We start from the raw sequence: 26,225 nt of genomic DNA, 5'->3' as shown, positions 1-26,225 counted from the left end.
ACAAGTTCTATTCAATTCAGAGCATCATTCGCAAGGATGATGACCTATGCAGTTCTCAAGGTTCACTCCTTGGGAATGATTTTATCCTGGTGTTCATGGCGATGTGGAACCACTCCGATCCATCTCGAACTCGGTTGTGAAACGCATCAGCGGCGACGATATTTTAGGGGTAGCCCTCTGAGAAAATAGCTCAATGCCAGGTAAAACATTTCCGCATGTAGATCATCAATCTCGAGAGAGAGTTGTTGATTTACCAAGAAAAAGCCACCCCTGCGGGTGGCTTTTTTGATGGGCAAGTCAGTGTGATACGAAGCGAAGCCGCTGCAGCAATTCCTTTAGATCTTTGATTGTCTGGCGCTAGCGTTATTAGCAGTAGATGAATGCCAAGCGTGGAGCTTCGTTGGAAACGTAGGGCTAGATGGTTGGTCGCAAGTTTGTGGCGGGCCTACCTTCGCTGGATGCGTTGTGACTGTGTAGATCTTAGTGCTGCTTTTGCTTATTACACGTTGCAGTCATTTTTCCCAATTCTGTTGATCTCGCTGTCTGTGGCCTCTTGGTTTCTTGGCCGTCAGCATGGTCTTGATCAGCAAATTGTTGATTTTACTGCGCAGGTTCTCCCACCTTCTGTTGTTGGTTTGGTGGAATCAACATTGGTCAAACTTGTCAACCAAGGATTTGGTGCAGGACTGCTCGGAGCTGTGTTCCTGATGGTGACTGCAGGTAACGCCTATCTGACTTTGCAGCGTGGTGCTGATCGTCTTTGGCGAGACCTGTTGCCCCTGCCTTCAACACCTGCACCCTTTGTTGTTCAGGTCACCCGCTTCCTGCGTGCTCGAATTGAGGCTTTTGTGGTAGTGATCATGGTCGGGCTGCTTCTGGTTGTTGATCAGATCAGCGTCAATGTACGCATGATCCCAGGTGCTGTTTGGGATGAGCTGATCCGCACGACACCCTGGCTTGCTGCTTTGTTGTCTCGAGTACCTGTGCTTCAGGTAGGTCAGTTCGTTGTGCCATTACTTGGCCTCTCTGGTATGGCGTTGTTGTTGCAGGCTTTGCTACCTAGTAGACGTGTCCCATTGCGACCTCTTGTGCCTGGGTCTTTTTTGATTGGGACGCTTCTGACGATTCTCAATCTGGTAGTCAGCCGAAGCATTCTTTCCTTGGGAACGCGCTTTCAGGCTTATGGCTTCATCGGTGGCGTTCTGGTGCTCACCTTTTGGGTCTGGATGGTCGGTGTGATCCTTTACTTTGGGCAGTGCTGGAGCGTGGTTCTAGCCAGCATGAGTCGGCATCAATGGGGAGAACCGAACCCGCTAAAAAGCTGACTTCACAACGTCTTCGGTCAACATAAAATTGATTTTTAATTCGTTGTTGTGCCTTCTCTGATGCGAGCACTCCCTGCCCGGTTGCCGCCGGCCTTTGCAGGCATGGCTCTATTGAGTATGGCGATAGGTGCGGTTGTGCTGATTACAGGGCTTACTCTTTTGGCCTTGCCTGTAATGCTGCTGATCGGATTTGTGGTAGCCCTGGTTGCTGGAGTCTTTTTTGGAGGCTGGGCTTTGATCGAAGTCTTAGCAGCCTTGGAATCTTGGATGGAGCGGGACCCCCGCTTCCAGCGCTGAAATGGCCAGGCCTTCTCCTCTGATTTGGTTGGCTCTGCTGCTGATCGTGCTGTTACCCACTGCAGCCGGGCGGTTTTTGCTTGATCTCGCTGGTGGGTTAATGCTTGTCGCTTTGGTCTTACCGTTCCTGCTAACTGGTCTTGGTTGGTTGGGTTGGCGTGTTCTTCAGTCCCGAATGGTGACCTGTCAGGCTTGCGGAGTGCGCACTTTTGGGAACTCTGGCCAGTGTCCTGTCTGTGGTGCAGGGCTGTCTGATGCTTCAGAGTTAGGTGGTTATAACGCTGATGGAGGGATTTCTACCCCTGCTAGTGCGGCCACGATTGATATCACGGCTGAGGATGCCGGCTCAGAGGGTTGATGATCTTTAGATACGAATAAGTATGTCTACCCGCTCCTAGTAAGGAGCGGGTTTTTTGTTGAATAGGAGGTTGAAAAAATAAATTAGAGCTATCAACAGTGTGTTTCTAGTTCTCAGCTTGATTTGCCATTTCTTGTAGCCGACGTTCACGCAGGAAGAGAAATAATGGTGCGGCAAATGCGAAGGCAATTGTGATGCTACTTAAAAGTACGATCCATAGGTGACGCATTTGAAGTCTTCGACTCTCTACAACGATCCAGATTGTTATAGCACCAGCACCTATGATCAGATCTCGGGATAAAGATTGAGCTGCAGGATTTGCATTCGATAGTGCTACAAATAAGCTGATATCAAAGTCTGGACCGTATTGCTGCATAAAGTCGATATTGGCTAGCGTAGGAAGGATTGCTCCAGTGATTGCCAGGATCAAGTAGACCCATTGCAGCAAACTATTTGGTGCTTTCATGCCACTCGTGAGTTGATAGTCTCAACGCTAGTGAAGAAGCCATGTGAAACCACTGATTAGTTGTATATGTATGATGACTGGTCTCAGTGTTACCAGTGCCTTAATAGAGGTGAACTGCTGTTCAATTCGCTGGGCCTGAAGAACAAGTGGCAAAGTCTTGGCAATATCCTTTTGGCGTTGCTTGAACAATGCCCTAAGAAACCCAGTGATTACCTTGACGAATAGTGGCCACAATACATGGCTTTGAAGTGGTTAGAGCTGCTTGTTGTTTTGGAGTTTCAATCAAGGCAGGGCAGATGCTTTTTCTCAATTGTCTTGATGGAATTGAAGTTAGTATTTCGATTATATGGCTCTAGTTGAATTTTGGCTGACGAGTCTCTTGGCCCATATTTTTTGCGTAAGCAGATCACTCTCAATGGTTGACAGATTTCTTCTCTCCACAACTAAACTCCAAGCGAATGCTGCCTCATGATTATGTTTTGAAGTGGCGATGCCAATCAAAGCAGAGATCGAATGGCCTTTGATTCTCCGTATTTGTTAACGATAGGCATGAAGTTGTTTCTTTAAAGACCTAAAGTTGGAGGCTGGCTGATGAGTGGTAAGTCGATGAAGCAGGCAATTGCTGAGAGAACAGCAGAGATGATCAGCGATCGAGTGGCGAATGTTGTACGGCCACTATTCCTTTGTAAGTCGAAGGCTTTGTTATTTGGAAATAACGGTTGGCAACACCAACCTGCTATCAGCGCAACAAATGGCCAGCTGATACAGGTCAGGAGGATGTAGTTGAGAACCATGCCCATTGATTGGCTTCAGCTGAAGCTATTGTAGCGATACTTTTAAGTTGATATTGATTTTGACACTTAAGGACTTTCCGAGTGACACAATCATGAGCAAGGTTCCCTTGATAGGATCTGTTGCTCTCCAGGTGCAGGCTTCATCATTAGAGCCATAGCCTCTAGTACCCTTTAATGCATTTAGACTGGTTATGCTTTAAAAAGTGGAGCAGTCTTGATAGGTAGTATGTAGAATGATTCATTACCGATTGCTAGAAGTTAGACGCAGTGAGAGCGATTAGTATTGTCAATTGCTCAGTTCTTGACTTATGGCTAAGTGTGTAACTTTAGTTTCTGCAGGCCACATTGAAAGTAGTTTTTTGTTGTCTAACTATTCCGGGCTTTCTCCCTGAATATGTTTTGATGATTGTAGACTAGCCAGTGAGCGATTTATTGAGTAATTTTAATATTGATCGCAATATGTGGCGTTCAAGAGCTTATTTAGGAGATTTCAGTGCTATTGCCTTTAAGTTTTTAGATCGTTGAGATAGTCTATTTTTTATTGGTCTAGGTGATGGCTTTGATTGGATTTATTGGTTATGCGCGGATTGGTTGCGGGCTCTTGTTGCTCTGCTTGTTGATTACGAGGGGCACTATGCTGAACGCCATGGAATTAACATCATGAATGCTGATTCCCTAGGTTTCAAATGGATCAGCTGCTACAAAGATAGGGAAGGGCACTCCTATATTGACTCGTTCGGTGAACGAAAATTTCTAAGGACAACGTTGAGGCTTTCAAAGGTATCTCATGTCGTGGATAGAGTAGATTTTGCAAGGTAGAACTTCTATAAGATGATAAGAGATTGATGATTCATTTAGGCCAATGGGCGGCAGTCGAGAGTAGATTTAATAAAGATCAGCCTAAACTGTAATCCTCTGATTAATTATGTTTCTGAATCAGGTTTTAGGCTGACCGCATCGAGCTGCAGCACGCTTTGTTCGACGGTATTAAGCAGCGCTTCACAGTGCTCAAGGTAGACCTTTCCATGTAAGTAGTGTCTTTGGAGCTCTTCTACAGGAACGCTGTCATTCTGTAATTGAGTAAGGAGTAAATCGAGCGCTTGTAGAGATTCTTCGTAGCTGAGTGACTTCGCATCTTGGCGCCATTCTTTCAGTATGCTTTCTAGCGTTGATTGTGTTGCATTGATGGCCTGCTTTTGCTGTTCAGAGCCTGAATCTTTCGGCTTCTTTTCAGATGATGAAGTGGCTTTTATCATGTCGAGGGCCTTTGCTGATTAATAGTTTCTGCGGTGGCATTGATCTGGCCATCGCTGAGTTGGATGGTCAAATCATCCAGCACAGATACCTCCCCCACGCTTCGCAGAGTTTTGCCTTGCTTGTTCTTCACGATGGCAAAACCGCGCATCAACCAGAGCTCTGGTGATAGAGCTTGGAGGAGCTGATGCTTCTGGGTTAAGCGATTGCGCTGAAGTTCGATCTGTTTCAGCGGTTGTTGGCACTCCAATGCTTTGCCTCGATCTACAAGCCGCTCACGTTCTTTGCGAATCAGCCAATTGCAGTGGTCCTTAAGTCGATGACGCCGTTGCATCAGCTCATTTTGGGCTGACTCCCGGCTGGGCAACAGTGCCACCATCGCGGCTGTTGGCGTGGCGGCTCTATGGTCAGCAACCAGATCAGACACTGTTTGGTCATCCTCATGCCCTAGTCCAGTCACCACTGGTATTGGGAAACTGGCCAGGTCACGGCACAGGTTTTCATCATCAAACACCATCAGGTCTTCACGACTGCCACCTCCTCTGGCCAGCACGATCGCAGCAATCCCCAGCTCATGATGCTGATCAGCCAGAGAACGTAAAACGGATTGGATTTGTTTTGCTACACCGCCTTGGACTGGAATTGGAATGATTAGCAATTGAGTTAGAGGCCAGCGCTCTTTTGCTGTACGGAGCATGTCTGCCAGGGCGGAACTGGGCACGCTGGTCAAGATGGCTACAACCTCTGGATATTTTGGTAACGCTTTCCGTTTCGACTCGTCGATGATGCCCTCTTTCAGTAGCAGGGCTTTAACAATTTCGAACTGACGCAGCACCGTCGATAGGGACGGACGCATGTCTATGACCTGCACGGCCAGGCTTGCTCGGGTTGCCCAGAAGTTGAGCTTGCCGACAACCGTTACCCCATCCCCTTCTGCAGGCCTGTAGGTGAGTTGCTGCAGCTTGGAAGCCCAAGCCACTGCCGTGATACTTGCGTTGCCGTCAGTCAGAGTTAGCCAGAGATGACCTTTTTTGATCTGTGGCTTGGAGACTGATGCCTCCACCAGAAAGCGAGGTGCAAAGCCACGTTCCAGCAGAGTGCCAATAGCCGCGTTGAGATCACGGACTGAATAGTTTGGAAGGGATTCAGCGGTCAAGGCGTCGGTAGGCCATGCCCCAGTAGAGGCAGATCACGACGCTAAGCGCAGCAACAGCTTGCCCCCAGCCATGATCCAGTTGGGTGGATGCGATTGTGAAAATCACCAGCGCACTGCTCAGCAGCCTTGCTCCATCGCGTCGGTTGTTGACGAAGAGTGGGGGCAAGTTAATCACTCGAACGTTTCACTACTGTGGCCCACCGTCATTGCAGGGCGCGCTTTATGCAAACTTTGTCGATTTACAGTGATCACCTCACATGCTGCTACTGCTTGAAAGGCTGCAAGGGCATTCAGCCAAGGCCCATCTGAGCGAGAATGCTTTGGCCGGTCAGAAGTTCGGTACTGAGGCCGATGACGACGCCCATCATGGCGAGACGGCCGTTCCATGTTTCTGCGAAGTTAACGAAGCCGAAACGGGGCTGAGTTTTGTCGGCCATGTGTAACTCCAAGATCTCATCAATGTAACAAAGCATGGAGATGGCTTGACCGTCTCCATGGCAATAGATTCGCATTTTTTAGGTGGCTTTCCCCTTGCATTCATCTCATCCGGCCATGTGCTTTTTGATGCTGGCGGTTGCTTTGGCTTCTCGCGGGTTCTCTGGCCAGGGATGTTTCGGGTAGCGACCGCGCATTTCGCGGCGCACGTCCTGATAGCTATCACTCCAGAAGCCTGCTAGATCTCTTGTGAGCTGAAGAGTACGCCCTGCTGGAGACAGCAGTTCAAGGGTCACTGGAAGCTTGCCATTGATCAGTTTTGGACCGTCTTCGCAGCCAAACATTTCTTGAAGCTTCACCGATAACTTCACCTCTCCATCGCCATAGCTGAGTACAGCAGATCGACCAGAGGGAATGGTTAGTTGGTTTGGCAGCAGGATGTCTAGTCTCTGACGCATCTGCCAGGGGAGCTCTCCCCAGAGAGCTTCTATTAGCCCTTCTTCACCCAGCTCATCCAAGCTATGGCAACCCAAGAGCGGTTGGTTGAGCCATGAACTTGGCTGATCGGCGAGGTGTTTAAGGTCGCGAGGCGGCCAGGGGTTGCCAAGGTGGCGGTGGGCGAGTTCCAGGCGCTGACGCAGTTGGCGGCTGCGGCGGCCCCAGGGGAGTGGCTCGAGACCCTGATGGCACAAGACATCCAGCAGGATCTTGCGGCAGTGTTCTGGTTCGGGCTGTGGGAGGCGTTCCCTTTGGATTAGTAGTTCGCCAATCTTCAACAGTCGCTCTGCTCGTATTCGCGAGCTTTTTTCATCCCAGCTCACTGATTCAATCCATTCCCCATCTGTCTGGCTCAGCGTCTCTACCCATTGCATCGAGAGGGGGATTGCGAGCTGGATGAGTGTGTTGGCCTGGCCAAGATCCACTCTTGCAACTGCTAGGGCAGGAGAAGATCTGAGAGGGTCATGCAGGCGGAGAATGGCGCCGCGTCCTTGTCGCAATCGATAGTGTCCGGTTTTTCCTGGTCGTTCCAAGGCCAACCATTCCGGGAAGGCTATGGCAATCAGTTGTGCCGCTAGGGCATGCTCTGAGAGGTCTTTTTTTGCTTGTTTGCTGTCTTGATCGTCGTGCCTAATGGTCTTGAGTTGACCAAGCAGCCTTTGGCTGAGACGGCGCATCTGTTGATGGCCTTTTCTGGCAGATCGATGAATTTCTTGCTGGTCCTGACGTAACCAATCCAGACGAGTCCTCAGGTCTGAGCCAACCTGATGGCTGTTGAGGGGATCTCGATCACCAAGTAAAGCGGCTAGTTCGGCTCCCAGGGCTTCGCATCCCCATTCTTTGGCTTGGAGCAACAGGATTCCTAGCCTGGGGTGTATGCCTAATTTGCAGAGATGGCGGCCTAATGCTGTGATCCGTCCGTCACGGTTGAGGGCGTTCAGATTGATCAGTTGTTGCCTTCCCTTCTGCAACGCTGCTTGAGGTGGGGGGTCGATCCATGGCAGGGTTTCTCCTAAGCCAGCGCCCCAGGCCGCTAGCTCAAGTACCACGGGCATGGGATCGGCAACAAGTACCTCGGGAGGTGCATGTTCGGGCTTACGCAGTTGTTCTGCTAAAGACCACAGTCGAACGCATTGGCCTGGACCTTGGCGTCCGGCTCGCCCTTGGCGTTGATTGGCGCTTGCCAGGCTGGAGGTCACTGTCTCAAGCCCCTCCATGCCAGTGTTGGGGTCAAAGCGACTTTGCCGACTGAGACCGCTGTCGATGACCAGTCGAACCCCTTCGAGGGTGAGTGAACTCTCCGCGATAGAACTTGCTAAGACGATCTTGCCTATCCAAGGCGATTCAGCACCCAGCAATGCACGCGCTTGCACATGCAGAGGCTGCTGGCCGTGAAGATAGGCAAGATTCCAATGCGTAAGACTTTCTTGTGCGGCCAGTAGTTCTTGGGTGCGTTTGATCTCACGTTGTCCAGGCAGGAACACCAGCACGGTGGGGCGTGAGCTGGTGCGATCGCTTGCTTCGGTGAGAGGTAGGGCATGGGCCTTAATGGCCCGCATCACCTGATGGGGTAACGGTTCGTCTGGGCGAGGTGTCTGATGATGGGTGGTGACTGGGAAGGCTTTCCCCTCGCTCTGCAGAAGGGTTGCTTCTGGTAGGCGATCTTGTAGTTCGGCAAGATTGAGAGTGGCAGACATGAGCAGAAGCCGTAGCTCTGGATGGAGCAGCGGTCGGGCTTCGCGCAACAGGGCCAGAGCGAGGTCGCTGTCTCGCCGTCGTTCGTGAAATTCATCAAAGATCACGCAATCAATGCCTTTTAGGCTTGGATCACTCTGAAGGCGACGTAGAAACAAGCCGTCTGTAATGACCTCTAATTGAGTTCGTTTTGAGCGCAGCTGTTCATGTCGTATAGCGAAGCCCACGCGCTCCCCTAATGGCTCTTTCAAGCTTGCGGCTAGTCGCGAGGCTGCTGCTTTGACAGCCAATCGTCGGGGTTCCAGCATCCAGATTCGGCCTGGAAGAGGGGCGTGACCATCAAGGGCGCCCAGAAGCGCAAGAGGAACTCTGGTTGTTTTCCCTGCCCCCGGTGGCGCTTGCAGCAGCACGGTGGCACTTGCCGCAAGGCTTTGGCAGAGCTGCGTTAGCAGCGAGTCGATCGGGAAATCTCCCAAGCTGCAAAGAGTTAGCTGATCAGATTGAGAAGAGCTAGCAGCATCAGACTGCTTAGGGCTCCTATTGCAAAGAGAAGCCTCACTAAAGGCGCTGTCGAAAGCTGCAGGCTACTCATGAAGAAAACCTTAAGAGCCGGAACTGTACTGGTCTAGTCCCTTGTCCCTGTTTGTAGCCCTGGTAGTTCGCAGGGCTTCACATCCTTCACAGTCAGCGCACGTGGCGGGTGCCGTCAACGGGGTGATAGTCCTCGCCTGTGAGCTCTTCGTAAACGATTGCTGGTAGCCCTGTTTCAAACATGGTTTGTAGTGCTTCCTTGAGAAAGGGATTCCATCCCCCGGTGCTTACGTCGCCGTGCCGGACCGTCCAATCCCATGTTCCCTGCAAGTCTCTAGGGATGCGTCCTTCCCGGTCGCGCCGAGCCACCAGGTCAAGAGACTCCACCAATCCCACTTGGATCGGCTGTTTGCCGTAAGCAGGGGTGAGGCTTAGTTCAAGCCGAACGGGATCTTCTTTGACCAGCCGCAGTCGAAACCGCGGAGGCAACTTCACTGCTTTGATGACTGCAGCCACGATGCGCGTTCTTTGATCCACCAGGGCTTCCCCAATCGAGTCCAATCCAGTGCCGGACTTTGACATGACACTGGCTTTCTAATTTATTCAGCAGGAGTTTCTGTTGACTGAGGTGGCTCGTTGTCTCCTGAGAAACGAACTGTGAGGAGCTCTTCCTCTGTGAGGCGGCCTTCCTGGTCTAGTAATTCAGGGTGAACGGTCACCAAACCGGTGCGATCCCCTTGTGAGTTCTTCCTAATTGGTTGGCTACGTATTGGTTGCTGGGCGGCGCCGAAACCCTTCCCCATCACGCGGAAAGCTTGCCACAGCAGGATCAGGAAGGCAGCGCCGTAAAGGATCGGGAACAAGGAGTTCTCCATGACGTCTTCATGGTTTGCGATAAAGGCGATTGGGTGGTCGCCACGTTGCGTTCATCATTGCTTGCCTTTGAATGATCGTGCTAATCACGAGGCTCTTGCAAAGCTAAGGCCTTTCAAACTTCACGAAACTCAGGCAAAGGGCTGGTTAGCGCCCAGGATTTGTTGCAACAGTTCATTCAGTTTGGAGCTTGTTGAGCTGTTTCGTGGGGGGATGAAGGTTCATGAAGACGAGCTCAGGCGTATTTGGTCACAGCTCTATCAAGGATTGACACGGTTGTTTTAGAGAGCTCTGTCTACGGTCAAAGTCATGAATTGATTGTCTTGGCCAATGTCTGCGTTGCTTGAGGAATCCTCCGCAGAGTTGCGGTTATCCAGCCAATCTTCAGGTTTGAGCAGGGTTTTCCGTAGTGGTCTTCTGCTTGGCACTGGATTGGTTTGTCTACCTGTGTTGTCGGGACTGTCTGCTCAACCGCTGCAAGCGGCATCAGCAGCGACAGCCTTATCTCGGCAGTCATTTGTAGCGGATGCCGTGGCTCGCAGCGGCCCTGCTGTGGTGACTCTTGAGACGCGTCGGACGGTGCGTTCTATGGGCATGGCTGGCCTGCCTCAGGGACTATTAGCAGACCCGCTGTTCCAACATTTTTTTGGTTTGCCTGGCAGGGTCGCTCCCCGCTCGCGGATAGAACGCGGGCAGGGAAGTGGTGTGATTTTTTCGGCGCAAGGATTGGTTCTCACCAATGCTCATGTCGTGGAGAAGACCGATCAGCTGATGGTGGGATTGCCAGATGGTCGAAGGGTGCCTGGGCGACTGGTTGGTCAGGACGCGATTACGGATTTGGCTGTAGTGCAGTTGGATGGCTCGGGGCCTTGGCCCACAGCTCCATTGGGAGATTCGGACCAGCTTCGGGTCGGGGATTGGGCCATAGCCGTTGGCAACCCCTTTGGCCTTGAAAATACGGTGACGTTGGGAATCGTCAGCAACCTCAACCGCAACGTCTCTCAGCTAGGGATCTCTGGCAAGCGGTTGGATTTGATTCAGACCGATGCTGCTATCAATCCAGGCAACTCAGGAGGACCGCTGTTGAATTCTGAGGGCAATGTGGTGGGTATCAATACACTCGTTCGCTCTGGGCCAGGAGCTGGGCTGGGTTTTGCTATTCCTATTAATCGGGCCAGGACCATCGCCCAGCAGCTGGTGGAGCGAGGACGGGCCAGTCATCCGATGGTGGGGGTAGGTCTCTCGCCGGTGCCATCTGCCCGTTCTGGGGAGGCCAACTCTCCTGGTGCTGTGATTCGTTCCGTGGTGCCGGGTGGGCCGGCAGCGCGTGCCGGTTTGAAGGTTGATGATGTGATCGTTTCGGTTGAAGGTTTACCGATAAATGGGCCTGCTGAGGTAGTGAGCGCGATTGATCGTCAGGGAGTTGGGCGACCAATCACTCTTGGATTGATCCGGGGCGACAGTCGGATTGAGCTGGCGGTTACACCAGTGGAGCTGACGGCGATGCAGGCACCTTGACACTGTTATGTGACCTACTCCCTACTAGCTCTATCTAGTCCAGCCTCAGGCCAACCCAAGCATCTAAGACATGTTCCGCCCATGAGGGGGCAGTGATGCCATCTCTTTTGGCGGCTGGAGCTAGAAGCTATTTAGTCGTCAGTGTCTCGTAACTGCTCCACGCAACGGGTGATGCATTCACCGTCATCCAGCGAGCAGGTGGTGATGCATTCGAAGTAGGTCTCAACGGCATCCCAGGTCTGCTCATGCTCATGGTTTACGTCGCTGGTCGAGTTGGAGATATGAGGGTTTTCGGCACGTTGGGTAGGGACGCTTGTCATTAAGGACACTTAGCAGTGAAGTCAGCTTATGCACATATTTGCTGTACTCAAAGGGAAATGAGTCTTACTGCCTAACCTTCTTTAAAGTTTTTTTGCCAAACGAATAGATTTTGGCTTAAGCCGCGCCTTTCTTTCTGGCTTGACGCTTTCTTTGGCGATCGCGATTGGCCAGGCGTTTAACTTCTTCTTCTGCCAGGGCCATTGCGGCGGCGGCGGCGGCTTGTTCCTCTGATTTTTTTTCCTGGAAATAAGCGTAGTTGCCTCGGTAAAGGATCAGTTCGCCATCGCGTAATTCCACGATGCGATTGGCTACACGGGAAATGAAGTAGCGATCATGAGATACCAGCAGGGCGGCGCCCTCGTAAGCCTGCAGTGCGTCCTCCAGCATCTGCTTGGCAGGGATGTCGAGGTGGTTGGTTGGCTCGTCCAGTACAAGCAAATTGCAGGGTTGGACCAGCATTAGGGCTAGGGCTAAGCGAGCCTTTTCACCACCACTCAGATTCTCGACGTCTTTGAAAACAGCATCATTACTCAGGCAGAAACTGCCGAGTAGAGAGCGCACCTGGGTTTGGGTCCAGTCCGGGACGGCTTCAAACATTGTGTCGATGACAGTTTTCTTCAGGTCCAGAGCTTCTGCTTGGTTTTGTTCGAAATAGCCAGCTATTACGTTGTGTTCTCCCAGGGAGGCCTTGCCGTCATCGGGAGATTCCAAACCCATGATCAGACGCAGCAGAGTTGATTTGCCTGCGCCATTGGGACCTATGAAAGCAATCCGATCGCCGGGTTCCACCTCCAGGTGGGCGCCGAGGAAGAGAATCTTTTCTCCATAGCTATGGCTGAGGTCTTCGATCACAGCCACCTGCCGGCCGGATCGTGGAGCGTCTGGGAAGCGAAAGCTGGGGCCGCTGACACTCTTCACTGGAGCTTCGATTCGCTCCACTTTCTCGAGGAGTTTCTCTCGGCTTTTGGCTTGGGTGCTTCGCGTTGCACTTGCCCTGAATCGATCGACATAGGCCTGTTGGGCAGCGAGATCTTTCTGCTGGCGTTCAAACGCAGCTTGAGTTGCTTCTTCTTCGAGTGCCTTCTGCTCAAGATGGGCTGTGTAGTTCCCGAGATAGGTGCGCGAAACGCCTCTCTCAGTAATCACGATTTGGGTACAGATTCGATCGAGGAACGTCCGGTCGTGGCTGATCACAACCATGGCGGCGGTCTGTTTGATCAGATAGTCCTCCAACCATTGGATGGTGTCCACGTCCAGATGGTTTGTGGGCTCGTCGAGCAGCAGCAGATCAGGATCTTGAAGAAGGATCTTGCCGAGAGCAATTCGCATTTGCCATCCCCCGGAATAGTCCCCTACCCGCTGATCGGCCCCCTCAGATGTGAAGTGGAGTGTTGGCAGTAGTTTTTCGATTCGAGCCTCAAGCTCATAGCCGTGCAGGGCTTCAAAGCGATTCTGTAAACGGCTTAGGTCCTTGATCAGGCTGTCGAGAAAAACGCTGTCTTCTGCAGCCCGCTTTGTAGCCATGGATGTTTCTACTAGTCGCTGTTGATGGACAACGGCAGCGGCCTCGCCAAAGGCTTGAAAAAGCTCTTCTCGCACTGTGCGGCAGGGATCAACATCAAATTCTTGTTGTAAGTAGGCGATGCGTGGGTTCCCCTGGCGCACAATCTGGCCACTGCTGGCTTCTTCGAGTCCCGCGATTAATTTGAGCTGTGTGGACTTGCCAGCCCCATTGACTCCTACCAGTCCGATTCGGTCTCCGGGCTTGATTTCCCAGGTGACATCCTTGAGGACTTCATGCGTGGGGTAGATCTTGTTGACGTGCTCAAGTCGCAGCACCGAGGGAAAGCAACCGCAAGAACATCATCCCGCTTCGCATACGGGCAGACTGGAGGATATCCATTCCGGATCACCGGCCATGGTGAAATTCGAACAAATTACGGCTGTTGTGCTTGCTGCGGGCCTAGCGATCCCTAGTTACTGGTTTTTTTGGAGTTTGGCAGGGGGTGGCGGTTACGACCGTCGAGGCATGCAGAACGCCAATCCCCCACCAGTAGAAGAAGGGCGCTCGCGTGAATTAGACCCTGGTCTTAAAGTCCCCCCCGGGCCTTGACGAGCCATTGCTTGGTGTCAGCGTCATCAAGGCTGGCCAAGTGTGCTTTTACTTCGTCAAGCGTGACAGGGAGTCCCATGCTGTGCCCCAGATCGCAGATTGCCTTCAAGGCTCCCTGAGGATCTTGGAGTGCCTGCCGAAATAAGGCTTTGGTGTGTCCGGGATCGTTCTGAATACGTTCGTAGAGCACTGCAGCGTTGCTGCTCATCAGAAGGGAAGAGTCTGTTGGAACTGTATTCAGCCTGAAGTGATTTGACCTGATTCTTGCTTCATGCTGCTTGCTCCACATCAATTTCTGCCATGCCTGTTGCCGATGCGTCTTTCATGCTGCGGGCATCCATGCAGAGGACTTTGCGCAGTTGGGCGAAATTTGCGGCCTGGGATTCGCGTCCGTCCTGAACGGCGCTGTATTCCGCCCTTTGCAAGACTTGATGGAGATGTGTGAGCAGATAGCTGCTGATTACAGCTGATACCAGCACATCGCTATTTTCTTGGCTTCGGCTTAAACGCCGACCCTTGCTTGATTTGATCCGGCTGTTTGGCTTGACAGGGCTGTTGGATTGGATAGGGCTGTTGGATTGTTGAGTTGGATTGAAGCGAGTTGAGGTTGGAAGGGTGGGTTGGTCCATGGGGCAATCCTGGTGTCTGGCTGTTAGTCGAATGAGGGGGTACTTGAGTTTTAGGGCTGAAAAAGCATTAGGTATTTCGACGGACCATGGAAGTGTTGAACTGGGCCATCGGAATAGACCATTCCGAACTGTGGTCTCAGCATAGTGCTGGATACTATCCTTGCACACCTCTGTACACTTCTAAGTAGCACTTACTTTTTTAGGGTCGTGGCTACCCGTCAAACCTCATCCAGTGGGAAGCCCAAGTCTCCGAGAGTCCAGGTTGTGTTGCCTGAAGAGCTTTGTGTGCGCCTCACAGCTCTTGCCGAGCTTGAGTCCCGCACCGTTAGCAATATGGCCAAAGTGCTTATTCAGCAGGGTATTCAGCGTTACGAGCAGGAGCAGAGTTCGGTCGTTTCAGCCCCATCGCTAGCGAGTACAGAAGGCTTTCGATCTGCTCTTGAAGCTCAACAGCCCAGGCGTTTAAGAGGCGCGCCGCGCCGTCTCCGTCTCTATCGCCCTTCTTGAGCTTGGTGGTCTTAGTGGTTCTTCAATGAACTTCTTGGCGAATCAGGCTGGATCAGCTCTCACACCAAGAACTGCCGCACGCTTGGCCCCTGTTATGGCAGGAGCGTTGCCTGGGTGCTGGAGGTAATGCCACCAGGCCAGTAATGCAAAGGCCAGACCTTCTCGGGCTTCAGCGCTGAGGCCCAGCTCATCGCTATTGAGGAGTCGCATGCCACGGCAGCGTTGTCTCAGTTCGTTCATCAGCACAGGATTTCGGCTTCCTCCACCAGCAACAATGAGTTCCAGGGGGCCAACCAGATTTCTAATGCGCAGATTGTCCAGATCCTGTGCCACAACGGCTGCGCTGAAAGCTGTCAATGTGGCGACACGATTGGCCGTCGACAGCTTGGGGAGTTCCTCTAGGCGCTGCTCTAGATCGGCTAGACCAAATTGCTCCCGGCCTGTTGATTTGGGAGGAGGGAGTTGGAAGAAAGGTTCCTTCAGCCAGCGTTCGATCGTGGTCGTATGCGGATGCCCACTGGCAGCGATGATTCCATCATGATCAAAGGCAAGCTTGCCTTTGCTGATCTGTTGGACAGCAAGATCTATCAAGCTGTTGGCTGGGCCGCAATCCCAGCCCAGAACTGAAGCAAGGCGATCCGGACCGCTGCGGGGAGGAATCAGGGTGAGATTGGCAATCCCTCCAAGATTGAGCACCCCACGCCAGCCCCCTACTCGACCTAGCAGTGCGGCATCAGCCATCGGTACCAAAGGTGCGCCTTGGCCTCCTAGCGCCAGGTCTGCGGCTCGGAAGTCATGAACAACAGGGCGCTTGAGCAGTTCAGCCAGTAGAGGGGCTTGCAGGATTTGCCAACTGGCGCCGCGATGATTCTTGTGAGGAGGACGATGCCAAACAGTCTGACCGTGAGAGCCCACGAGTTCAGCTTGTGCGCTGGGGTCACAGGCCAGAGCAGCTTGAGCATGAACCTCGGTAATGGACTCAGATAGCTCGAGCCATTCACGGCTATTGAGCCTGATGCCTTGTCCTGCGTTAACAACTGTTTGACGAAGATCCTCTGGGTAGGGGGTGCAGACAAGATTCAGTAGAGACCATTTTGGTTCAGCCGGTGAACCACTGAACTCAGCCAGTACTGCATCAACACCATCAGCACTGGTGCCGCTCATCAGCCCCAGTACGCGCATTGAAGTCAGGTTTTGGGAAGTTTCTTGAGGTCGTCAACCAATCCCATGACGACAAGCACATGCTCTTTTTCGAGCACATACGTTGCGGGAGGGTTGACGTGCAGTCCCTTGGCTGGGCCAGCTGCCAGAACGTTTACCAGGTAGTTCTTGCGTAGGTTGAGGTCTCGTAGGGAATGTCCAACAAACAGATCGGGAACCTTGATTTCTTCGATGCAGGTTTGGTCATCAAGTTCCAGGCGTTCCATCAGGTTGGGCCGCACTAATTCAAGTCCTAGCCGCTCCCCCTGCATCCTCGAGGGGAAGACCACCCGATCAGCGCCAACCCGCTTCAACATCTTTTCGTGTAGGTCACTGGTGGCTCGGGCAATCACCTGTTGCACTTTGCTGCCCTCGCTGTCCTTGGCGATCAGCGTGGTTGTGATGCTTGCTTCGATCGGCTCGCTGATGCCCACGACAACGGTGCCCATTTCGAGTACACCTGCTTCTCGCATCGATTCCTCGTCAGTGCAGTCCACAACTCTTGCTTCGATCGATGGCTCCAGTTGTCGTAGCTCTTCGATAGATCGTTCTGAGCGGTCAACCGCCAGCACGTCTGCACCGTTTTGCATGAGTTCACGACAGACAGCGCTCCCGAAGCGCCCTACTCCCACTACCGCAAAGCCGAGCTGAGGGGTGCCTTGTTGGGGTGACCAGTTCCACCACTCTTTCATTGTGCTTTCTCAGCAAACCAAAGTTCAGACATAAAGATCTTCTCGCGGATAGCCGATGCGATTTTGACGGTGGAGCCGATCTTTGTTGACGGCTTCCCAGATTGCGCTGAGCAGCAGAAGGATGCCGAGTCGTCCCACAAACATGCCGACGATCAGCACGAGTTGTCCGAAATGACTCAAATTCTGGGTGACGCCAACATCGAACCCCACAGTGGCAAAGGCTGAAATGCATGTGAATAACATCTCTAGAAAGGTGAAGGCTTCCTCTCCATTCAGGCTGCTGGACATACCCAGCAATAAGGCCATCACAAGCACGAAAAGCATGGATGCCACTGTGATGCCGACGGCTTTCAAGACCACCTTGTCGGAAATCTGACGATTACGGATGACGACATCGTCATGGCCACGCAGGGTTGAACGGGTGGCGGCCATTAAGGCGGCCAGGGTGGTGGTTTTGATGCCACCGCCTGTACCTCCGGGACTAGCTCCAATGAACATCAGCGCCATTAGCAGAAGTAGCCCTGAATCGGAAATGCTCTCGAGAGAGAGGTTCACGGTGGTAAATCCAGCGGTTCTGGCACTGATAGATCCGAATAGCGAGCTCATCAGTCGCTCAGACCAACCGATGCTTGAGAGGAAGTGGTCTTGGCTTAGTGATTCAGTGATCACTAGCCCGACTGTTCCCATCAGGATCAGGATCAGGGATGTGCGAATGACCAGACGGGTATGCAGGCTGAGGTTGCGGCGTTGTAGCTGTTTGCGATTGCTCCAGAGATCACTGGTGACTCTCCATCCCAGCCCGCCCAGAACGATCAGTACGATGATCACGCTATTGACTACCGCATTGCTGCGGTAGTGCTCCAGGCTGTCAGACCAGAGGCCGAAGCCAGCGTTGTTATAGGCAGAGATGCTGTGAAAAAGTGCAGCCCACAGTCGGTCTCCATGGTTGGTGATGTCATTGAAGCCAAAGATGTAGAGCACGATCGCGCCAATCAGGATCAGCACTGTTGCGGTGAGGGCAATGCCTCGAAAAGTCGTGCCTACGCCGCCAACCCCGAATTCATCGAGGGTTTTGCCTCGATCAAGCCTGCATCTCAGTTCAGTTCCGCGAACCACAAAACCTTGTAAGAAGGTGGTGATAGCCATCAGCCCAAGTCCACCTGCAAGGATCATCGCTGCAAGAACCCCCTGGCCAACGTTGGTTAGATCTTGGCCGATATCAATAATGCAAAGTCCAGTCACGGTCACGGCTGAGGTCGCCGTGAACAGTGCCTCCCACAAGCCCACCTTGGCGTTGGAGCAGACCGGAGTGGCGAGGATCAGAGTTCCAGCCGTGATCACCAGTAAACCTGTGACCACAGTGAATTGAGGAACCGTTAGGCGACGGTACAAATCCTGAGTGCGATGGACGGCTTTAGGAAATGGCACCGATGGGTTACCGCTTTATCGCGACGAGAGTCAAAGGTTGTACTGAGGATGCTCCCCAGACGGATAGAACCAGATTCTGCAAATGCTGGCACAGTTCTGCTGTATTCAAGATCCGCCGAAATGCCAAAGGATCAGCCCAGGAATCATCACGGTCATCAGGGCCGTTAGGCCAGCTCCGTAACGGGTTACATCCAGAAATCGATAACGCCCAGGACCGAACACCATCAGGTTTGTCTGATGCCCCATTGGTGTCAGAAAAGACTGGCTTGCACCAAATAGCACGGTGAAGACCAGTGCATTGGGTACAAGGTCTAGTCCAGGTGCGAGTTGGATGGCCACTGGGACAAGTAGTGCAACGGATGCGGCTGGGCTCATCACCTGGGTGAGGAGCGTGGTGACCAGAAAGATGACTAGTAAGGCTAAGTAGTTGGACCAGTCATTCAGCAAGGTTTCAAAGCTGCTTGCCAGAGCATCTGCCAGGCCGGTTTTCTGCATTGCCACGCTGAAGCTGGAGAGCGACCCCAGCAGCAGAATCACATCGAGTCGAATTGATCGCTGAAGTTCCCCTGGACGAAGGCATCCTCCTGCCACCATCGCGACTGCAGCAAGTAGGACCGCTGCCACCAGTGGCAGGGCCGTCACTGTTGGCATGATCAGCATGGCCAAAGCAATGGCGATGGTCAGTGGTTTGCGGCGCACTGTGGGCAGGTCGTTTTCCAGCTGATCAAGGACCAGCAAATCATTGCTGGCTTGCAGTCCGCGAATGGAGTCCAGTGGGGCTTGCAGCAGTAAGACATCGCCTTCGCGTAGTACAGCTTGTCCAAGACGCTCTTGCACTGTTTGCTGACCACGCCTGAGAGCAAGAACTGTGGCGTTGTGGCGTTGCCGAAATCGCAGTTCCCGCAGATTTGCACCAGCCAAAGTTGAGCCTGCCGGTAGGAGTACTTCCACAGTTCTTTGCCCTTCGCCGAGGCCAGATGGGGAAAGTGAGGAGGGAGCGATCGACTCTCTTGTTGCTAGCTGTACGTTGTGTTCTTGTTGGAGACGTAGTAGGTCTGCGCGGGTGACCCTGAGGAGAAGTCGGTCGCCAGGTTCAAGTCTGCGATCAGCCAGGGGCGGTAGGAGTCGTTCTCGACCTCTTTGCAGTTCCAGCACGTCTACATCAAAACGACGTTGTAAACGACTGTTGTGCAGGGATTGTCCTACCAGTTGAGAGTTCTGAGGGATGGTGACCTCTGTGAAGTAACCGGTCTGGTCTTTGTTGTCTCCTAGTTCATCGCTGTTGCTGCCACGGTCTGGCAACAGGGCCTGAGGGGCAAGCATTAGATAGGTGGTTCCGGCGAGCCAGATCGGCACGCCGATGGCTGTGAAGCTGAACAGTTCTAGAGATCCATTGCCCAGTTGCTCGCTGATGTCACTGACCAGCAGATTCACTGAACTCCCCAGCAGTGTGAGTGTGCTGCCGAAAAGCGCGGCGAATGATAGTGGCAGCAGGACCTTAGAAGGAGAGATTCGGCGTCGATGACACCAGGCTTCGATGACAGGTAGCAACGAGGCGACGACGGGTGTGTTTGGGAGGACACTCGAAATGGGAGCGACCACTAGGCCCAACAAGGCAATCAACCGGCGTGGGCTGCGAATGCGCTCGGATGCGATCAATTCGCGCACGCGATCCAGGGCACCACTGCGGAATAAGGCTGCAGAGACGGCGAACAGGCCCATCAGCGTAATTAGGGCAGGTCTGCCAAATCCCGCCAGGGCTTGTTGGGGAGTTAGGACACCTGTGGCCATCAGCAGTGCCATACTCAGCAGGCCAGTGAGTTCAGGGGCTAGGGCACCGCTGATGAAAAGCACCACCGCCAGCAACAACACCGCCAGGGTGATGAGGGCTTGGGGGTTTTGAATAGCGGTGCTCAGCACAGCCATAGTTAGTTGTTTGCAGAATGCAGAGGGGCCGATTCTGCTCTGCGACCCCAGAATTGGTCCTTCAGCCAGTGTTTGAGTCCTTGCAGCCCGGCACCTGAGGCAGCGGAGAGATAAATCACCTTCGGGTCGATGCTGCGGATTGTCTCAAGGGCACTGCTGTCACAGCGGTCAATTTGATTGGCTACCACCTGCCGGATTGATTCTGCGCCAAGGGAATTAAGCAACTGATGCACTGTGTCTAGTTGGGCTTGCCAGTCTGTGTCTGATAAGTCCACCACCACTAGGAGGAGATCGGCTTCAAGAGTTTCCTCCAAAGTGGCCCGAAAGGCTTCCACTAATGGCGCTGGCAGTTCACGGATGAAGCCCACAGTGTCTGTGATTAGAAGCTCAAGGGGTTTTCCACCTGTCTGAGGAATCAAGAATCGTCGGGTGGTTGGATCCAAGGTTGCAAACAGTTTGTTCTCTGCCAGCACTTTGCTGTGCTCGTTTCGACTGCAGAGAGCATTGAGTAGGGATGATTTCCCCGCATTGGTATAACCCACGAGTGCCACCCTTGGCAGACCTTCCCGGCGGTTGCGAAGTCGGGCGCGATGGTTTTGCAGTTGCCTTACCTCACATAACAAGTGTTCGATGCGTCTTGTAATGGCACGCCGGTCTTTCTCGAGCTGGGTCTCGCCGGGTCCGCGTGTGCCGATGCCACCTCCCTGACGGGATAGGCTGCGACCTCGCCCCATCAGCCTTGGCATGCGATAGCGAAGTTGGGCTAGTTCCACTTGAAGGCGGCCTGCTGCACTAGAGGCGCGCTGGGCAAAGATGTCTAGGATTAATTCACTGCGATCCATGACAGGGCAGTCGAGATATCGCTCCAGATTCCTGACTTGAACAGGACTTAGCTCACGGTCTGTGATCACTAGAGAAGCGTTATGTCGCCTAACTTCCAAGGCGGCCTCTTGTAGTTTCCCCTTGCCCCAGAGGGTCTGAGGGTTAGCAGCACCCTGCTTTTGTCGCACAACTGCTACAGGATGCCCCCCTGCACTGCGCACCAACCCCTCGAGCTCAGCAAGGTCGCGTTCGCTGCGGCTTTGCTCTGGTCCAGTAAGGGTAAGTAGTAGGACCCGTTCCTTACCGTCCTTTGATGGTCGGGGGTTTACTTCTGGCTTGGGGGTTGATCCTTGGCTGTATTGGCAGAGCTCGCTTAGTCCGTTGGCTTCGATCAAGCTCCATCCCGAGATCTCCTTGGGATCTGGTTGCCAGAGGGCAGCAATCCTGTGACCTCCTCGATCTGCTGTGGGGGCAAAACGTAGCCAGGAGTTCGGTGCTAGATCGAGTGCCACGATTGCATCATGTTGGTCTGGCCTGAGGTTGTTTCGCTGAAGCGTCAGAGAGCAGCTGATTAAGCGCCATCCGGCGGTCTTGCGACGGGGTGATTCAGGAAGATGGGCGAGAAGTTGGCCGGATCCATCGAGAGGACCGACCCAAAGAAGGCGGCACAATCCACGGCTATCCAGCACTAAATGGAGTGGTTGGCATAGCTCAAGCGCCTGTTCTGCTAGGCGTTCCAGGGTCAGCTGATCGGCGCCTTCCCTTTCGGGATGCCGGCGGTGGCTGAGGCGTTCTAATTGTCTTTGTTGTGAAGGGCGTAGTCCTTTGGTGCGACCAGCTAGGTGGGCTTGTTTCAATGTCCGAGCAGCCAGGCCCCGCCTGAGCGCAGGCCTAGAGACAATCCAGGTAGTTTTGTTAGATAGGCACCCCGACGAATTTGGAAAGCCAGAGGGCCTGCGAGTGTGAAACCCATGCCGGTGAGGGAGGCTTCTCCTACTCCCAGGCTGAGCATTTCGCCAAAATCCTTAAATTCAAAAGGCTGGAGAGGACTGCTGGTTCGTAGTGCGATCACGTTTCGAGCGGCGATCTCCCCTTGTTGAAGTGCCACCTGGGCTGTGGACGGCCAGGAGTGGTCTTTGTTGTAAGTGGCATCGCCAATGCCAAGCACATCACTGAGTCCGATCACTTGTAGGCACGAATCGATAGGCAGTCTTGCTTCGGTAAGGACAAAGTCGGGGCTGAGTGCTGGTATGACCGGTCTTGTGCCGGCTGTCCAAACAAGACCACTGTGCGTTATTGCTGAACTTATGGCAGGTTCCTTTTGTTTGCTTAGGAGTTCAACCTGATCTGTCGAGATTGCTCGAACTTGCGTGAGTAAATGAACGTGAACACCACGTTCGTTGAGTGCTCGCTCGGCTTGTTCTTGGTTGAAGGCTTTCGCACTGGGCAGAACCCTTTCGCCAAGCTCAATGAGGTGGAGTTCAGCAGCACCGTCAAGGAGATCTGCCAGCTTGCATGCCAGTTCCACGCCAGTTGGACCCGCTCCAACAATCACAAGGGCCTGACGAGGATTTTTACGTAATTGAAGTTCTTTAATTCGTTGTCGCAGCACTTCAACGTCGCTTAGACGGTGAAACATCAGGGCGTGTTTACGGACCCCTGGAATGGCGAAATCTGTTGGAGTTGAGCCAGTGCTGAGTACCAGTTGTGCGTAGTTGAGCTTGAGCCCTGAGCTGGTGGTGACCGTTTTTGCTTTGGTGTCGATGCTTTCAACCCTGTCTTCGAGAAGGGCAATACCGCGTTGACTGAGTAGAGAGTGATACGGAGGTGCGACTTCCCAAGCCTGAAGCTCTCCACTCAAGAGTTCGTAAAGTAAGGGGAGAAAGACGAACCGCTGGCGCGGTTCAATCAGCACGATGGGGGGGCGAGGTTGGCAGTGGCTGAGAGCGAGCGCGGTCGTTAGCCCTGCAAATCCGCCTCCGACAACAACCACGGCATTGGCGTTTGACGGGTTGGGGATCATGGGCGACAAGCCTGGGATGATTCTCGAACCTTAAACACTCTGTTGTGGAGGGCGACATTGGAGAATGGGGAGATGACTGATGGCTCCATTGAGACGGTTACCACTGCCACGTCTACTGCGGCAGGCCAATCTTCGAGTGTGCAGGTTGCCTCGATTCTCGAGATGCCTCTGGAGGATGCTCGGATACACCTTGCCAATCTTTCTCCCCAGAACCGTCTTGACTGGGCACTGAAGCAGTTTGGTCAAGGCTTTGTTCTGACAACGAGCTTTGGCATTCAATCAGCTGTTCTGTTGCACATGCTCCATGATCTTCATGGTGGTTCGGTGGTCCCTGTGGTCTGGGTGGATACGGGCTATCTACCAGCTGAGACCTATTTCTATGCCGATCAGCTCACGCGTCAGCTTGGGCTGGATTTAAAGGTGGTTCAAAGCTCAATGTCTCCCGCTCGGATGGAGGCTATCTATGGCCGGCTCTGGGAGACAGGCTCGGTGAAGGATCTGGAGACATATCACCGTATTCGCAAGGTGGAGCCCCTCGAGCAGGCTCTGGATGATCTCCATGTGCATTGCTGGGCAAGTGGAGTGCGCAGTGATCAGACCGACTATCGGCGCTCAATGGCTTTTTTGGACCTGATTCGTGATCGCCTTTCATTGAGGCCTTTACTCGACTGGACTCCCAAGGAGGTTTTCTATTACATGCAGGAGAATCAGTTGCCGCAGCATCCTCTTTTTGAAAAGGGTTACTCCACGGTCGGCGATTTGCATTCCAGTGCTCCCGATGGGGGGGAGGCGTCTGGACGGGAGACACGCTTTGGAGGTCTTAAGCAGGAATGCGGCCTGCACCTCCCAGGTGTGTTGGGCGAAGGCATCTAAAGGTGGAGGTTGTTAGGCATTGCTTGTTGATTGGCAACAGTCGCTGGCATTGGGCCGAGTATCAGGCTGATGCATGGCAGTTTTGCCATAGCGTTCCCAATCCGCTCAAGCTTCAAACGCTTGAGGCCCCTCTTGTGGCATGGGCTGCTGTTGGTCCGATCCCTGCGGGAGTTGTCTTGGATCCGAACCGGCGCTTGGGGTTGGGGGATGTGCCCTTAACCCGAATGCCTTTAGGGCTTGGCATTGATCGAGCTTTGGCGGCCTGGGGTGCGTTGAGAAGAGCGCACACCATCGGGATGTCTTCTTCAGGCCTGCTTGTGGCCGATGCCGGCACCGTGTTGAGCTTGACGCGAGTGACGGCCGCTGGTGATTTCGCTGGTGGACAGTTGGTGCCGGGTTTACGTCTGCAGCTACGTGCCATGGCGCAGGGGACCCAAGGTCTGATTGATCCAGGCATTGGGTCGGTTAGTGCTGAACCATTTCCTTTTGCCACGGCCGAGGCCATGCGTCGGGGCAGCCTCCAGGCACTGCTTGGCACTCTTCTAGAGGCTCAGCGTGAGGCGGCCCTACCGCTTTGGTTATGTGGAGGTGATGCCTCGGTTCTTAAGGAAGCACTCAGTCAGAGGGGGCTCGATGTGGTTCATCATCCGAATCTTGTCTTGGAGGGGATGGTTGACGTGCACGATCGGATTAGTCGAGCCCCAAGTCTTTGAGGATTTGATCGGCCATGGTTGCGGCTTTCACCTTTAGATAAATCAGTTCCAGATTGCCCTTTGGATCTACGACAAAGCTATGGCGCATCATGCCCATGTATTCGCGCCCCATGAATTTTTTGAGCCCATAGCTTTCGTAGGAGCTGGCCACTGGGCAGGGTTCCGTGTCGCTAAGAAGGGTGAAAGGAATCTGATACTTGTTGATGAATTTGGTGTGGGATGTAGCACCGTCTTTGCTGATACCAAGCACCTTGATGTCATTGGCCTCGAAGCGTTCCCATTGGTCTCGGAAATTGCAGGCTTCCTTCGTGCAGCCAGGGGTGTCGTCCTTCGGATAGAAATAGATCACAACCCTTTGACCTCTTAGTGATGCCAGCTGAACGAGGTTGCCGTCCTGATTGGGGAGATTGAAATCTGGTGCTGGATCACCAATCTGCAGGGTCATTGATGCCGCTTCAACTCAATAGCCGAAGCGTACTGGCGTTGTGGTTATTTCCGATGCAGGCTCCCTTGATGCCTATCAGTACGGAGGAGGAACAATGGGCTGGGCGATTGCCTACGCGGAGATCAAGGCAGTTCAGACAGTCTCGTGGCTATGTACGTCATGCCCTCGCTGACCTGTGGCAAGTGTCTGCACTTGAGATTCCATTGCAGGCCCCTCCAGGCAAACCTCCAGAGCTGGCAAATGGTTGGGGATACATCAGCTTCAGTCACTGTCAAGATGCACTGCTGGTGGGTTGGTCGCCGCAACGGGTCGGGGTGGATTTGGAGCGTAGTGACCGTCCTATTTCTGCTGAGTTGCTTGCACGTCGTTATTTCTGTGCTGACGATCAGGCAGCGCTCTGCCATTTGAGGGGTGCGGCTTTGCGGGATGCCGTGCTTGAGCAATGGCTAATTAAAGAAGCAGCGATTAAATGGCAGCGGGGCAGCCTGGCGGCGGATCTGATTCATTGGCGTTGTGGGGTCGACTCTGCGTTTGCTGTTCATGAGGTATTGGGGCATCAGGTCGATGTGCATCGAATGCATCACAACATTTGGAGCATGGCGGTGGTGAGTGATTTAAGTGCGATGTCTAATTCCCCAATGCTCTGCTTAGTTTGAGGGTCATTGTTGAGACGCTCATGCTCGGCATGCTGAGCTCACAGAAAGCCCCATCGCTTGTAGCCGCAGTCCTTTTGGCAGTGATGGGTTTGTTGGGGATGCATCAGGAGCAGGCGCTCATGGTTTCTGGAACTTGGTTGAGCGGGGAAGATGTGACGTCTCGCTTGGCGGAACGGGAGGCCACTCTCAACCTGCGCAGCGAGGCCGAAGCGTTGTTGTTGTCTTTCACCCGAGCTCAGATGACACGTTTCTATTGGGGTGAGTTTGCCTCGTCGTTGGATGAGCTGGGCCTGACTGTCGGAGAACCTCTCATCGCACATGTGCAACGATCAAAAAACCTCACCATGTTGTGGCTGGCTCCACAACATGGTGAGGAAGCCTATTTAGCCATTGTTCGTCGTGACAGCAGCGGCACTAGGCTCGAGAGGCTTCATTGCAGAGGCAATGTTTCCAGGTTGAAGAAACCCTTTTTGGGTAGTTGCCCAGATGGATGGAGTGCATTTTTGCCTTTAAAAAATATTTGAATATTGCGACATCAACTTGATTGGGCTTCTTGATTATTGGGGCACGAGGAGATTCGCGATCTTTCAGCCTTGGTGCAAGACCAGTTTGATTACGGCCTGAAGTGCTGCCAAAAGTGTGATTTTGGAACAGGGCAATCAGATGTGTTGGCGAAT

29 protein-coding genes and 1 rRNA gene are annotated in these 26,225 nt (G+C 53.2%); 11 read left to right on the top strand and 19 right to left on the bottom strand.

The genetic code is table 11. The annotated features are described in order from the left end of the window. Nucleotides 1-85 precede the first annotated feature (85 nt). From rrf to EV12_RS02975, 4 genes are all read left to right on the top strand, one after another. Nucleotides 86-202 (top strand): 5S ribosomal RNA (gene rrf / locus EV12_RS02990). 178 nt (nt 203-380) lie between these two features. Then, on the top strand, nt 381-1,325 hold the full coding sequence (locus tag EV12_RS02985) for a YihY/virulence factor BrkB family protein (RefSeq protein WP_036911734.1): 945 nt from the start codon (nt 381-383) through the stop codon (nt 1,323-1,325). Nucleotides 1,326-1,385: 60 nt separating this feature from the next. Beyond that, nucleotides 1,386-1,622 carry a hypothetical protein gene (locus EV12_RS02980; RefSeq protein ID WP_036911730.1) on the top strand — a complete coding sequence of 79 codons (237 nt, stop codon included), beginning with the start codon at nt 1,386-1,388 and terminating at the stop codon, nt 1,620-1,622. Nucleotide 1,623: 1 nt separating this feature from the next. Beyond that, the gene (locus EV12_RS02975; RefSeq protein WP_036911728.1) at nt 1,624-1,980 is read left to right on the top strand and encodes a hypothetical protein; all 357 of its coding nucleotides are present in this window, start codon (nt 1,624-1,626) and stop codon (nt 1,978-1,980) included. Nucleotides 1,981-2,086: 106 nt separating this feature from the next. Here EV12_RS02975 and EV12_RS02970 read toward each other — a convergent pair whose 3' ends face one another. The 8 genes from EV12_RS02970 to EV12_RS02925 all read right to left on the bottom strand — a co-directional run bounded on the left by EV12_RS02970 (nt 2,087) and on the right by EV12_RS02925 (nt 9,684). Further along, nucleotides 2,087-2,446, bottom strand: a complete 360-nt coding sequence (locus EV12_RS02970) for a DUF2834 domain-containing protein (RefSeq protein ID WP_036911720.1) — start codon at nt 2,444-2,446, stop codon at nt 2,087-2,089. 1,717 nt (nt 2,447-4,163) lie between these two features. Then, entirely contained in the window at nt 4,164-4,496 is a 333-nt protein-coding gene (xseB, locus tag EV12_RS02955) for an exodeoxyribonuclease VII small subunit (protein ID WP_036911710.1), read from the bottom strand. Continuing rightward, on the bottom strand, nt 4,493-5,650 hold the full coding sequence (gene xseA / locus EV12_RS02950) for an exodeoxyribonuclease VII large subunit (protein ID WP_036911708.1): 1,158 nt from the start codon (nt 5,648-5,650) through the stop codon (nt 4,493-4,495). Before xseA ends, xseB begins: the two co-directional genes overlap by 4 nt. Then, nucleotides 5,640-5,825 carry a hypothetical protein gene (locus tag EV12_RS02945; RefSeq protein ID WP_036911706.1) on the bottom strand — a complete coding sequence of 62 codons (186 nt, stop codon included), beginning with the start codon at nt 5,823-5,825 and terminating at the stop codon, nt 5,640-5,642. Before EV12_RS02945 ends, xseA begins: the two co-directional genes overlap by 11 nt. 115 nt (nt 5,826-5,940) lie before the next feature. Continuing rightward, nucleotides 5,941-6,087 (bottom strand): high light inducible protein, encoded by a 147-nt coding sequence (locus tag EV12_RS02940; RefSeq protein ID WP_036911767.1) that lies wholly within the window; start codon nt 6,085-6,087, stop codon nt 5,941-5,943. A gap of 105 nt (nt 6,088-6,192) precedes the next feature. Next, nucleotides 6,193-8,754 (bottom strand): ATP-dependent helicase HrpB, encoded by a 2,562-nt coding sequence (gene hrpB / locus EV12_RS02935; RefSeq protein WP_036911703.1) that lies wholly within the window; start codon nt 8,752-8,754, stop codon nt 6,193-6,195. Nucleotides 8,755-8,962: 208 nt separating this feature from the next. Next, nucleotides 8,963-9,346 (bottom strand): hypothetical protein, encoded by a 384-nt coding sequence (locus EV12_RS02930; RefSeq protein ID WP_036911765.1) that lies wholly within the window; start codon nt 9,344-9,346, stop codon nt 8,963-8,965. 62 nt (nt 9,347-9,408) lie between these two features. After that, complete coding sequence (locus tag EV12_RS02925) at nt 9,409-9,684, bottom strand: DUF2973 domain-containing protein (protein WP_036911701.1); 276 nt, start codon at nt 9,682-9,684, stop codon at nt 9,409-9,411. A gap of 328 nt (nt 9,685-10,012) precedes the next feature. On the opposite strand from EV12_RS02925, the gene EV12_RS02915 reads away from it, so the two are divergent. Beyond that, entirely contained in the window at nt 10,013-11,200 is a 1,188-nt protein-coding gene (locus EV12_RS02915; RefSeq protein ID WP_036911697.1) for a trypsin-like peptidase domain-containing protein, read from the top strand. A gap of 131 nt (nt 11,201-11,331) precedes the next feature. On the opposite strand, the gene EV12_RS02910 is transcribed toward EV12_RS02915, so the two are convergent. After that, nucleotides 11,332-11,520 (bottom strand): hypothetical protein, encoded by a 189-nt coding sequence (locus tag EV12_RS02910; protein WP_036911690.1) that lies wholly within the window; start codon nt 11,518-11,520, stop codon nt 11,332-11,334. A 115-nt stretch (nt 11,521-11,635) separates the two neighbouring features. After that, entirely contained in the window at nt 11,636-13,360 is a 1,725-nt protein-coding gene (locus EV12_RS02905) for an ABC-F family ATP-binding cassette domain-containing protein (protein ID WP_036911688.1), read from the bottom strand. 79 nt (nt 13,361-13,439) lie between these two features. Between EV12_RS02905 and EV12_RS13095 the strand changes: the two genes are divergently transcribed. Next, the gene (locus EV12_RS13095) at nt 13,440-13,634 is read left to right on the top strand and encodes a hypothetical protein (protein ID WP_072014268.1); all 195 of its coding nucleotides are present in this window, start codon (nt 13,440-13,442) and stop codon (nt 13,632-13,634) included. On the opposite strand, the gene EV12_RS02900 is transcribed toward EV12_RS13095, so the two are convergent. Continuing rightward, nucleotides 13,612-13,842: a hypothetical protein gene (locus EV12_RS02900; protein WP_036911762.1), complete on the bottom strand. Its 231-nt coding sequence runs from the start codon at nt 13,840-13,842 to the stop codon at nt 13,612-13,614. The two genes, EV12_RS13095 and EV12_RS02900, sit on opposite strands and share 23 nt — an antisense overlap. A gap of 61 nt (nt 13,843-13,903) precedes the next feature. After that, complete coding sequence (locus tag EV12_RS02895; RefSeq protein WP_036911684.1) at nt 13,904-14,263, bottom strand: hypothetical protein; 360 nt, start codon at nt 14,261-14,263, stop codon at nt 13,904-13,906. 207 nt (nt 14,264-14,470) lie between these two features. On the opposite strand from EV12_RS02895, the gene EV12_RS02890 reads away from it, so the two are divergent. Next, the gene (locus EV12_RS02890) at nt 14,471-14,770 is read left to right on the top strand and encodes a ribbon-helix-helix domain-containing protein (protein ID WP_011130998.1); all 300 of its coding nucleotides are present in this window, start codon (nt 14,471-14,473) and stop codon (nt 14,768-14,770) included. A 42-nt stretch (nt 14,771-14,812) separates the two neighbouring features. Here the strand turns inward: EV12_RS02890 and EV12_RS02885 are convergent, their stop codons facing one another. From EV12_RS02885 to EV12_RS02860, 6 genes are all read right to left on the bottom strand, one after another. Then, on the bottom strand, nt 14,813-15,952 hold the full coding sequence (locus EV12_RS02885) for an anhydro-N-acetylmuramic acid kinase (RefSeq protein WP_036911682.1): 1,140 nt from the start codon (nt 15,950-15,952) through the stop codon (nt 14,813-14,815). A 5-nt stretch (nt 15,953-15,957) separates the two neighbouring features. Beyond that, nucleotides 15,958-16,662 (bottom strand): potassium channel family protein, encoded by a 705-nt coding sequence (locus tag EV12_RS02880; protein WP_036911681.1) that lies wholly within the window; start codon nt 16,660-16,662, stop codon nt 15,958-15,960. 24 nt (nt 16,663-16,686) lie between these two features. Next, nucleotides 16,687-18,090: a TrkH family potassium uptake protein gene (locus EV12_RS02875; protein ID WP_036911680.1), complete on the bottom strand. Its 1,404-nt coding sequence runs from the start codon at nt 18,088-18,090 to the stop codon at nt 16,687-16,689. Between the two features lie 105 nt (nt 18,091-18,195). After that, on the bottom strand, nt 18,196-20,016 hold the full coding sequence (locus tag EV12_RS02870; RefSeq protein WP_036911679.1) for an SLC13 family permease: 1,821 nt from the start codon (nt 20,014-20,016) through the stop codon (nt 18,196-18,198). A 2-nt stretch (nt 20,017-20,018) separates the two neighbouring features. Next, nucleotides 20,019-21,695, bottom strand: coding sequence for a GTPase HflX (hflX, locus tag EV12_RS02865; RefSeq protein ID WP_036911678.1), 1,677 nt, complete (start codon nt 21,693-21,695; stop codon nt 20,019-20,021). Then, entirely contained in the window at nt 21,692-22,861 is a 1,170-nt protein-coding gene (locus EV12_RS02860; RefSeq protein ID WP_036911677.1) for an NAD(P)/FAD-dependent oxidoreductase, read from the bottom strand. The genes hflX and EV12_RS02860 overlap by 4 nt, the downstream gene beginning before the upstream one ends. A 72-nt stretch (nt 22,862-22,933) precedes the next feature. Here EV12_RS02860 and EV12_RS02855 point away from each other — a divergent pair, with 72 nt between their 5' ends. Both EV12_RS02855 and EV12_RS02850 read left to right on the top strand, forming a co-directional pair. Continuing rightward, nucleotides 22,934-23,734, top strand: a complete 801-nt coding sequence (locus tag EV12_RS02855; RefSeq protein ID WP_036911674.1) for a phosphoadenylyl-sulfate reductase — start codon at nt 22,934-22,936, stop codon at nt 23,732-23,734. Beyond that, nucleotides 23,692-24,447 carry a type III pantothenate kinase gene (locus EV12_RS02850; protein ID WP_036911669.1) on the top strand — a complete coding sequence of 252 codons (756 nt, stop codon included), beginning with the start codon at nt 23,692-23,694 and terminating at the stop codon, nt 24,445-24,447. Before EV12_RS02855 ends, EV12_RS02850 begins: the two co-directional genes overlap by 43 nt. Here the strand turns inward: EV12_RS02850 and bcp are convergent. Beyond that, nucleotides 24,425-24,892, bottom strand: coding sequence for a thioredoxin-dependent thiol peroxidase (gene bcp, locus EV12_RS02845; protein WP_036911667.1), 468 nt, complete (start codon nt 24,890-24,892; stop codon nt 24,425-24,427). The two genes, EV12_RS02850 and bcp, sit on opposite strands and share 23 nt — an antisense overlap. A gap of 2 nt (nt 24,893-24,894) precedes the next feature. On the opposite strand from bcp, the gene EV12_RS02840 reads away from it, so the two are divergent. Both EV12_RS02840 and EV12_RS02835 read left to right on the top strand, forming a co-directional pair. After that, nucleotides 24,895-25,548, top strand: a complete 654-nt coding sequence (locus EV12_RS02840) for a 4'-phosphopantetheinyl transferase family protein (RefSeq protein ID WP_036911659.1) — start codon at nt 24,895-24,897, stop codon at nt 25,546-25,548. Between the two features lie 29 nt (nt 25,549-25,577). Further along, nucleotides 25,578-26,072: a thymidylate synthase gene (locus tag EV12_RS02835; RefSeq protein ID WP_241466977.1), complete on the top strand. Its 495-nt coding sequence runs from the start codon at nt 25,578-25,580 to the stop codon at nt 26,070-26,072. The last annotated feature ends 153 nt before the right edge of the window (nt 26,073-26,225 follow it).

This window comes from Prochlorococcus sp. MIT 0701 (assembly GCF_000760295.1).
In the GTDB taxonomy this organism is placed as follows: Bacteria; Cyanobacteriota; Cyanobacteriia; order PCC-6307; family Cyanobiaceae; genus Prochlorococcus.
Note: the sequence above shows the minus strand (reverse complement) of the source record. Positions and strands in the feature narration are given on the sequence as shown.

Excerpts from the sequence above, each read along its gene's own strand:
- EV12_RS02915 (WP_036911697.1), top strand. The coding sequence starts at position 10,013 with ATGTCTGCGTTGCTTGAGGAATCCTCCGCAGAGTTGCGGTTATCCAGC.
- EV12_RS02895 (WP_036911684.1), bottom strand. The coding sequence starts at position 14,263 with ATGGACCAACCCACCCTTCCAACCTCAACTCGCTTCAATCCAACTCAA.
- EV12_RS02870 (WP_036911679.1), bottom strand. The coding sequence starts at position 20,016 with ATGGCTGTGCTGAGCACCGCTATTCAAAACCCCCAAGCCCTCATCACC.
- EV12_RS02900 (WP_036911762.1), bottom strand. The coding sequence starts at position 13,842 with ATGAGCAGCAACGCTGCAGTGCTCTACGAACGTATTCAGAACGATCCC.
- bcp (WP_036911667.1), bottom strand. The coding sequence starts at position 24,892 with ATGACCCTGCAGATTGGTGATCCAGCACCAGATTTCAATCTCCCCAAT.
- EV12_RS02980 (WP_036911730.1), top strand. The coding sequence starts at position 1,386 with ATGCGAGCACTCCCTGCCCGGTTGCCGCCGGCCTTTGCAGGCATGGCT.
- EV12_RS02860 (WP_036911677.1), bottom strand. The coding sequence starts at position 22,861 with ATGATCCCCAACCCGTCAAACGCCAATGCCGTGGTTGTTGTCGGAGGC.
- EV12_RS02985 (WP_036911734.1), top strand. The coding sequence starts at position 381 with ATGCCAAGCGTGGAGCTTCGTTGGAAACGTAGGGCTAGATGGTTGGTC.
- EV12_RS02835 (WP_241466977.1), top strand. The coding sequence starts at position 25,578 with ATGCTGAGCTCACAGAAAGCCCCATCGCTTGTAGCCGCAGTCCTTTTG.
- xseB (WP_036911710.1), bottom strand. The coding sequence starts at position 4,496 with ATGATAAAAGCCACTTCATCATCTGAAAAGAAGCCGAAAGATTCAGGC.
- EV12_RS02940 (WP_036911767.1), bottom strand. The coding sequence starts at position 6,087 with ATGGCCGACAAAACTCAGCCCCGTTTCGGCTTCGTTAACTTCGCAGAA.
- EV12_RS02840 (WP_036911659.1), top strand. The coding sequence starts at position 24,895 with ATGCCGCTTCAACTCAATAGCCGAAGCGTACTGGCGTTGTGGTTATTT.
- EV12_RS02925 (WP_036911701.1), bottom strand. The coding sequence starts at position 9,684 with ATGGAGAACTCCTTGTTCCCGATCCTTTACGGCGCTGCCTTCCTGATC.
- EV12_RS02910 (WP_036911690.1), bottom strand. The coding sequence starts at position 11,520 with ATGACAAGCGTCCCTACCCAACGTGCCGAAAACCCTCATATCTCCAAC.
- EV12_RS13095 (WP_072014268.1), top strand. The coding sequence starts at position 13,440 with ATGGTGAAATTCGAACAAATTACGGCTGTTGTGCTTGCTGCGGGCCTA.
- EV12_RS02970 (WP_036911720.1), bottom strand. The coding sequence starts at position 2,446 with ATGAAAGCACCAAATAGTTTGCTGCAATGGGTCTACTTGATCCTGGCA.
- EV12_RS02975 (WP_036911728.1), top strand. The coding sequence starts at position 1,624 with ATGGCCAGGCCTTCTCCTCTGATTTGGTTGGCTCTGCTGCTGATCGTG.
- EV12_RS02855 (WP_036911674.1), top strand. The coding sequence starts at position 22,934 with ATGACTGATGGCTCCATTGAGACGGTTACCACTGCCACGTCTACTGCG.
- EV12_RS02885 (WP_036911682.1), bottom strand. The coding sequence starts at position 15,952 with ATGCGCGTACTGGGGCTGATGAGCGGCACCAGTGCTGATGGTGTTGAT.
- EV12_RS02850 (WP_036911669.1), top strand. The coding sequence starts at position 23,692 with ATGCGGCCTGCACCTCCCAGGTGTGTTGGGCGAAGGCATCTAAAGGTG.
- EV12_RS02880 (WP_036911681.1), bottom strand. The coding sequence starts at position 16,662 with ATGAAAGAGTGGTGGAACTGGTCACCCCAACAAGGCACCCCTCAGCTC.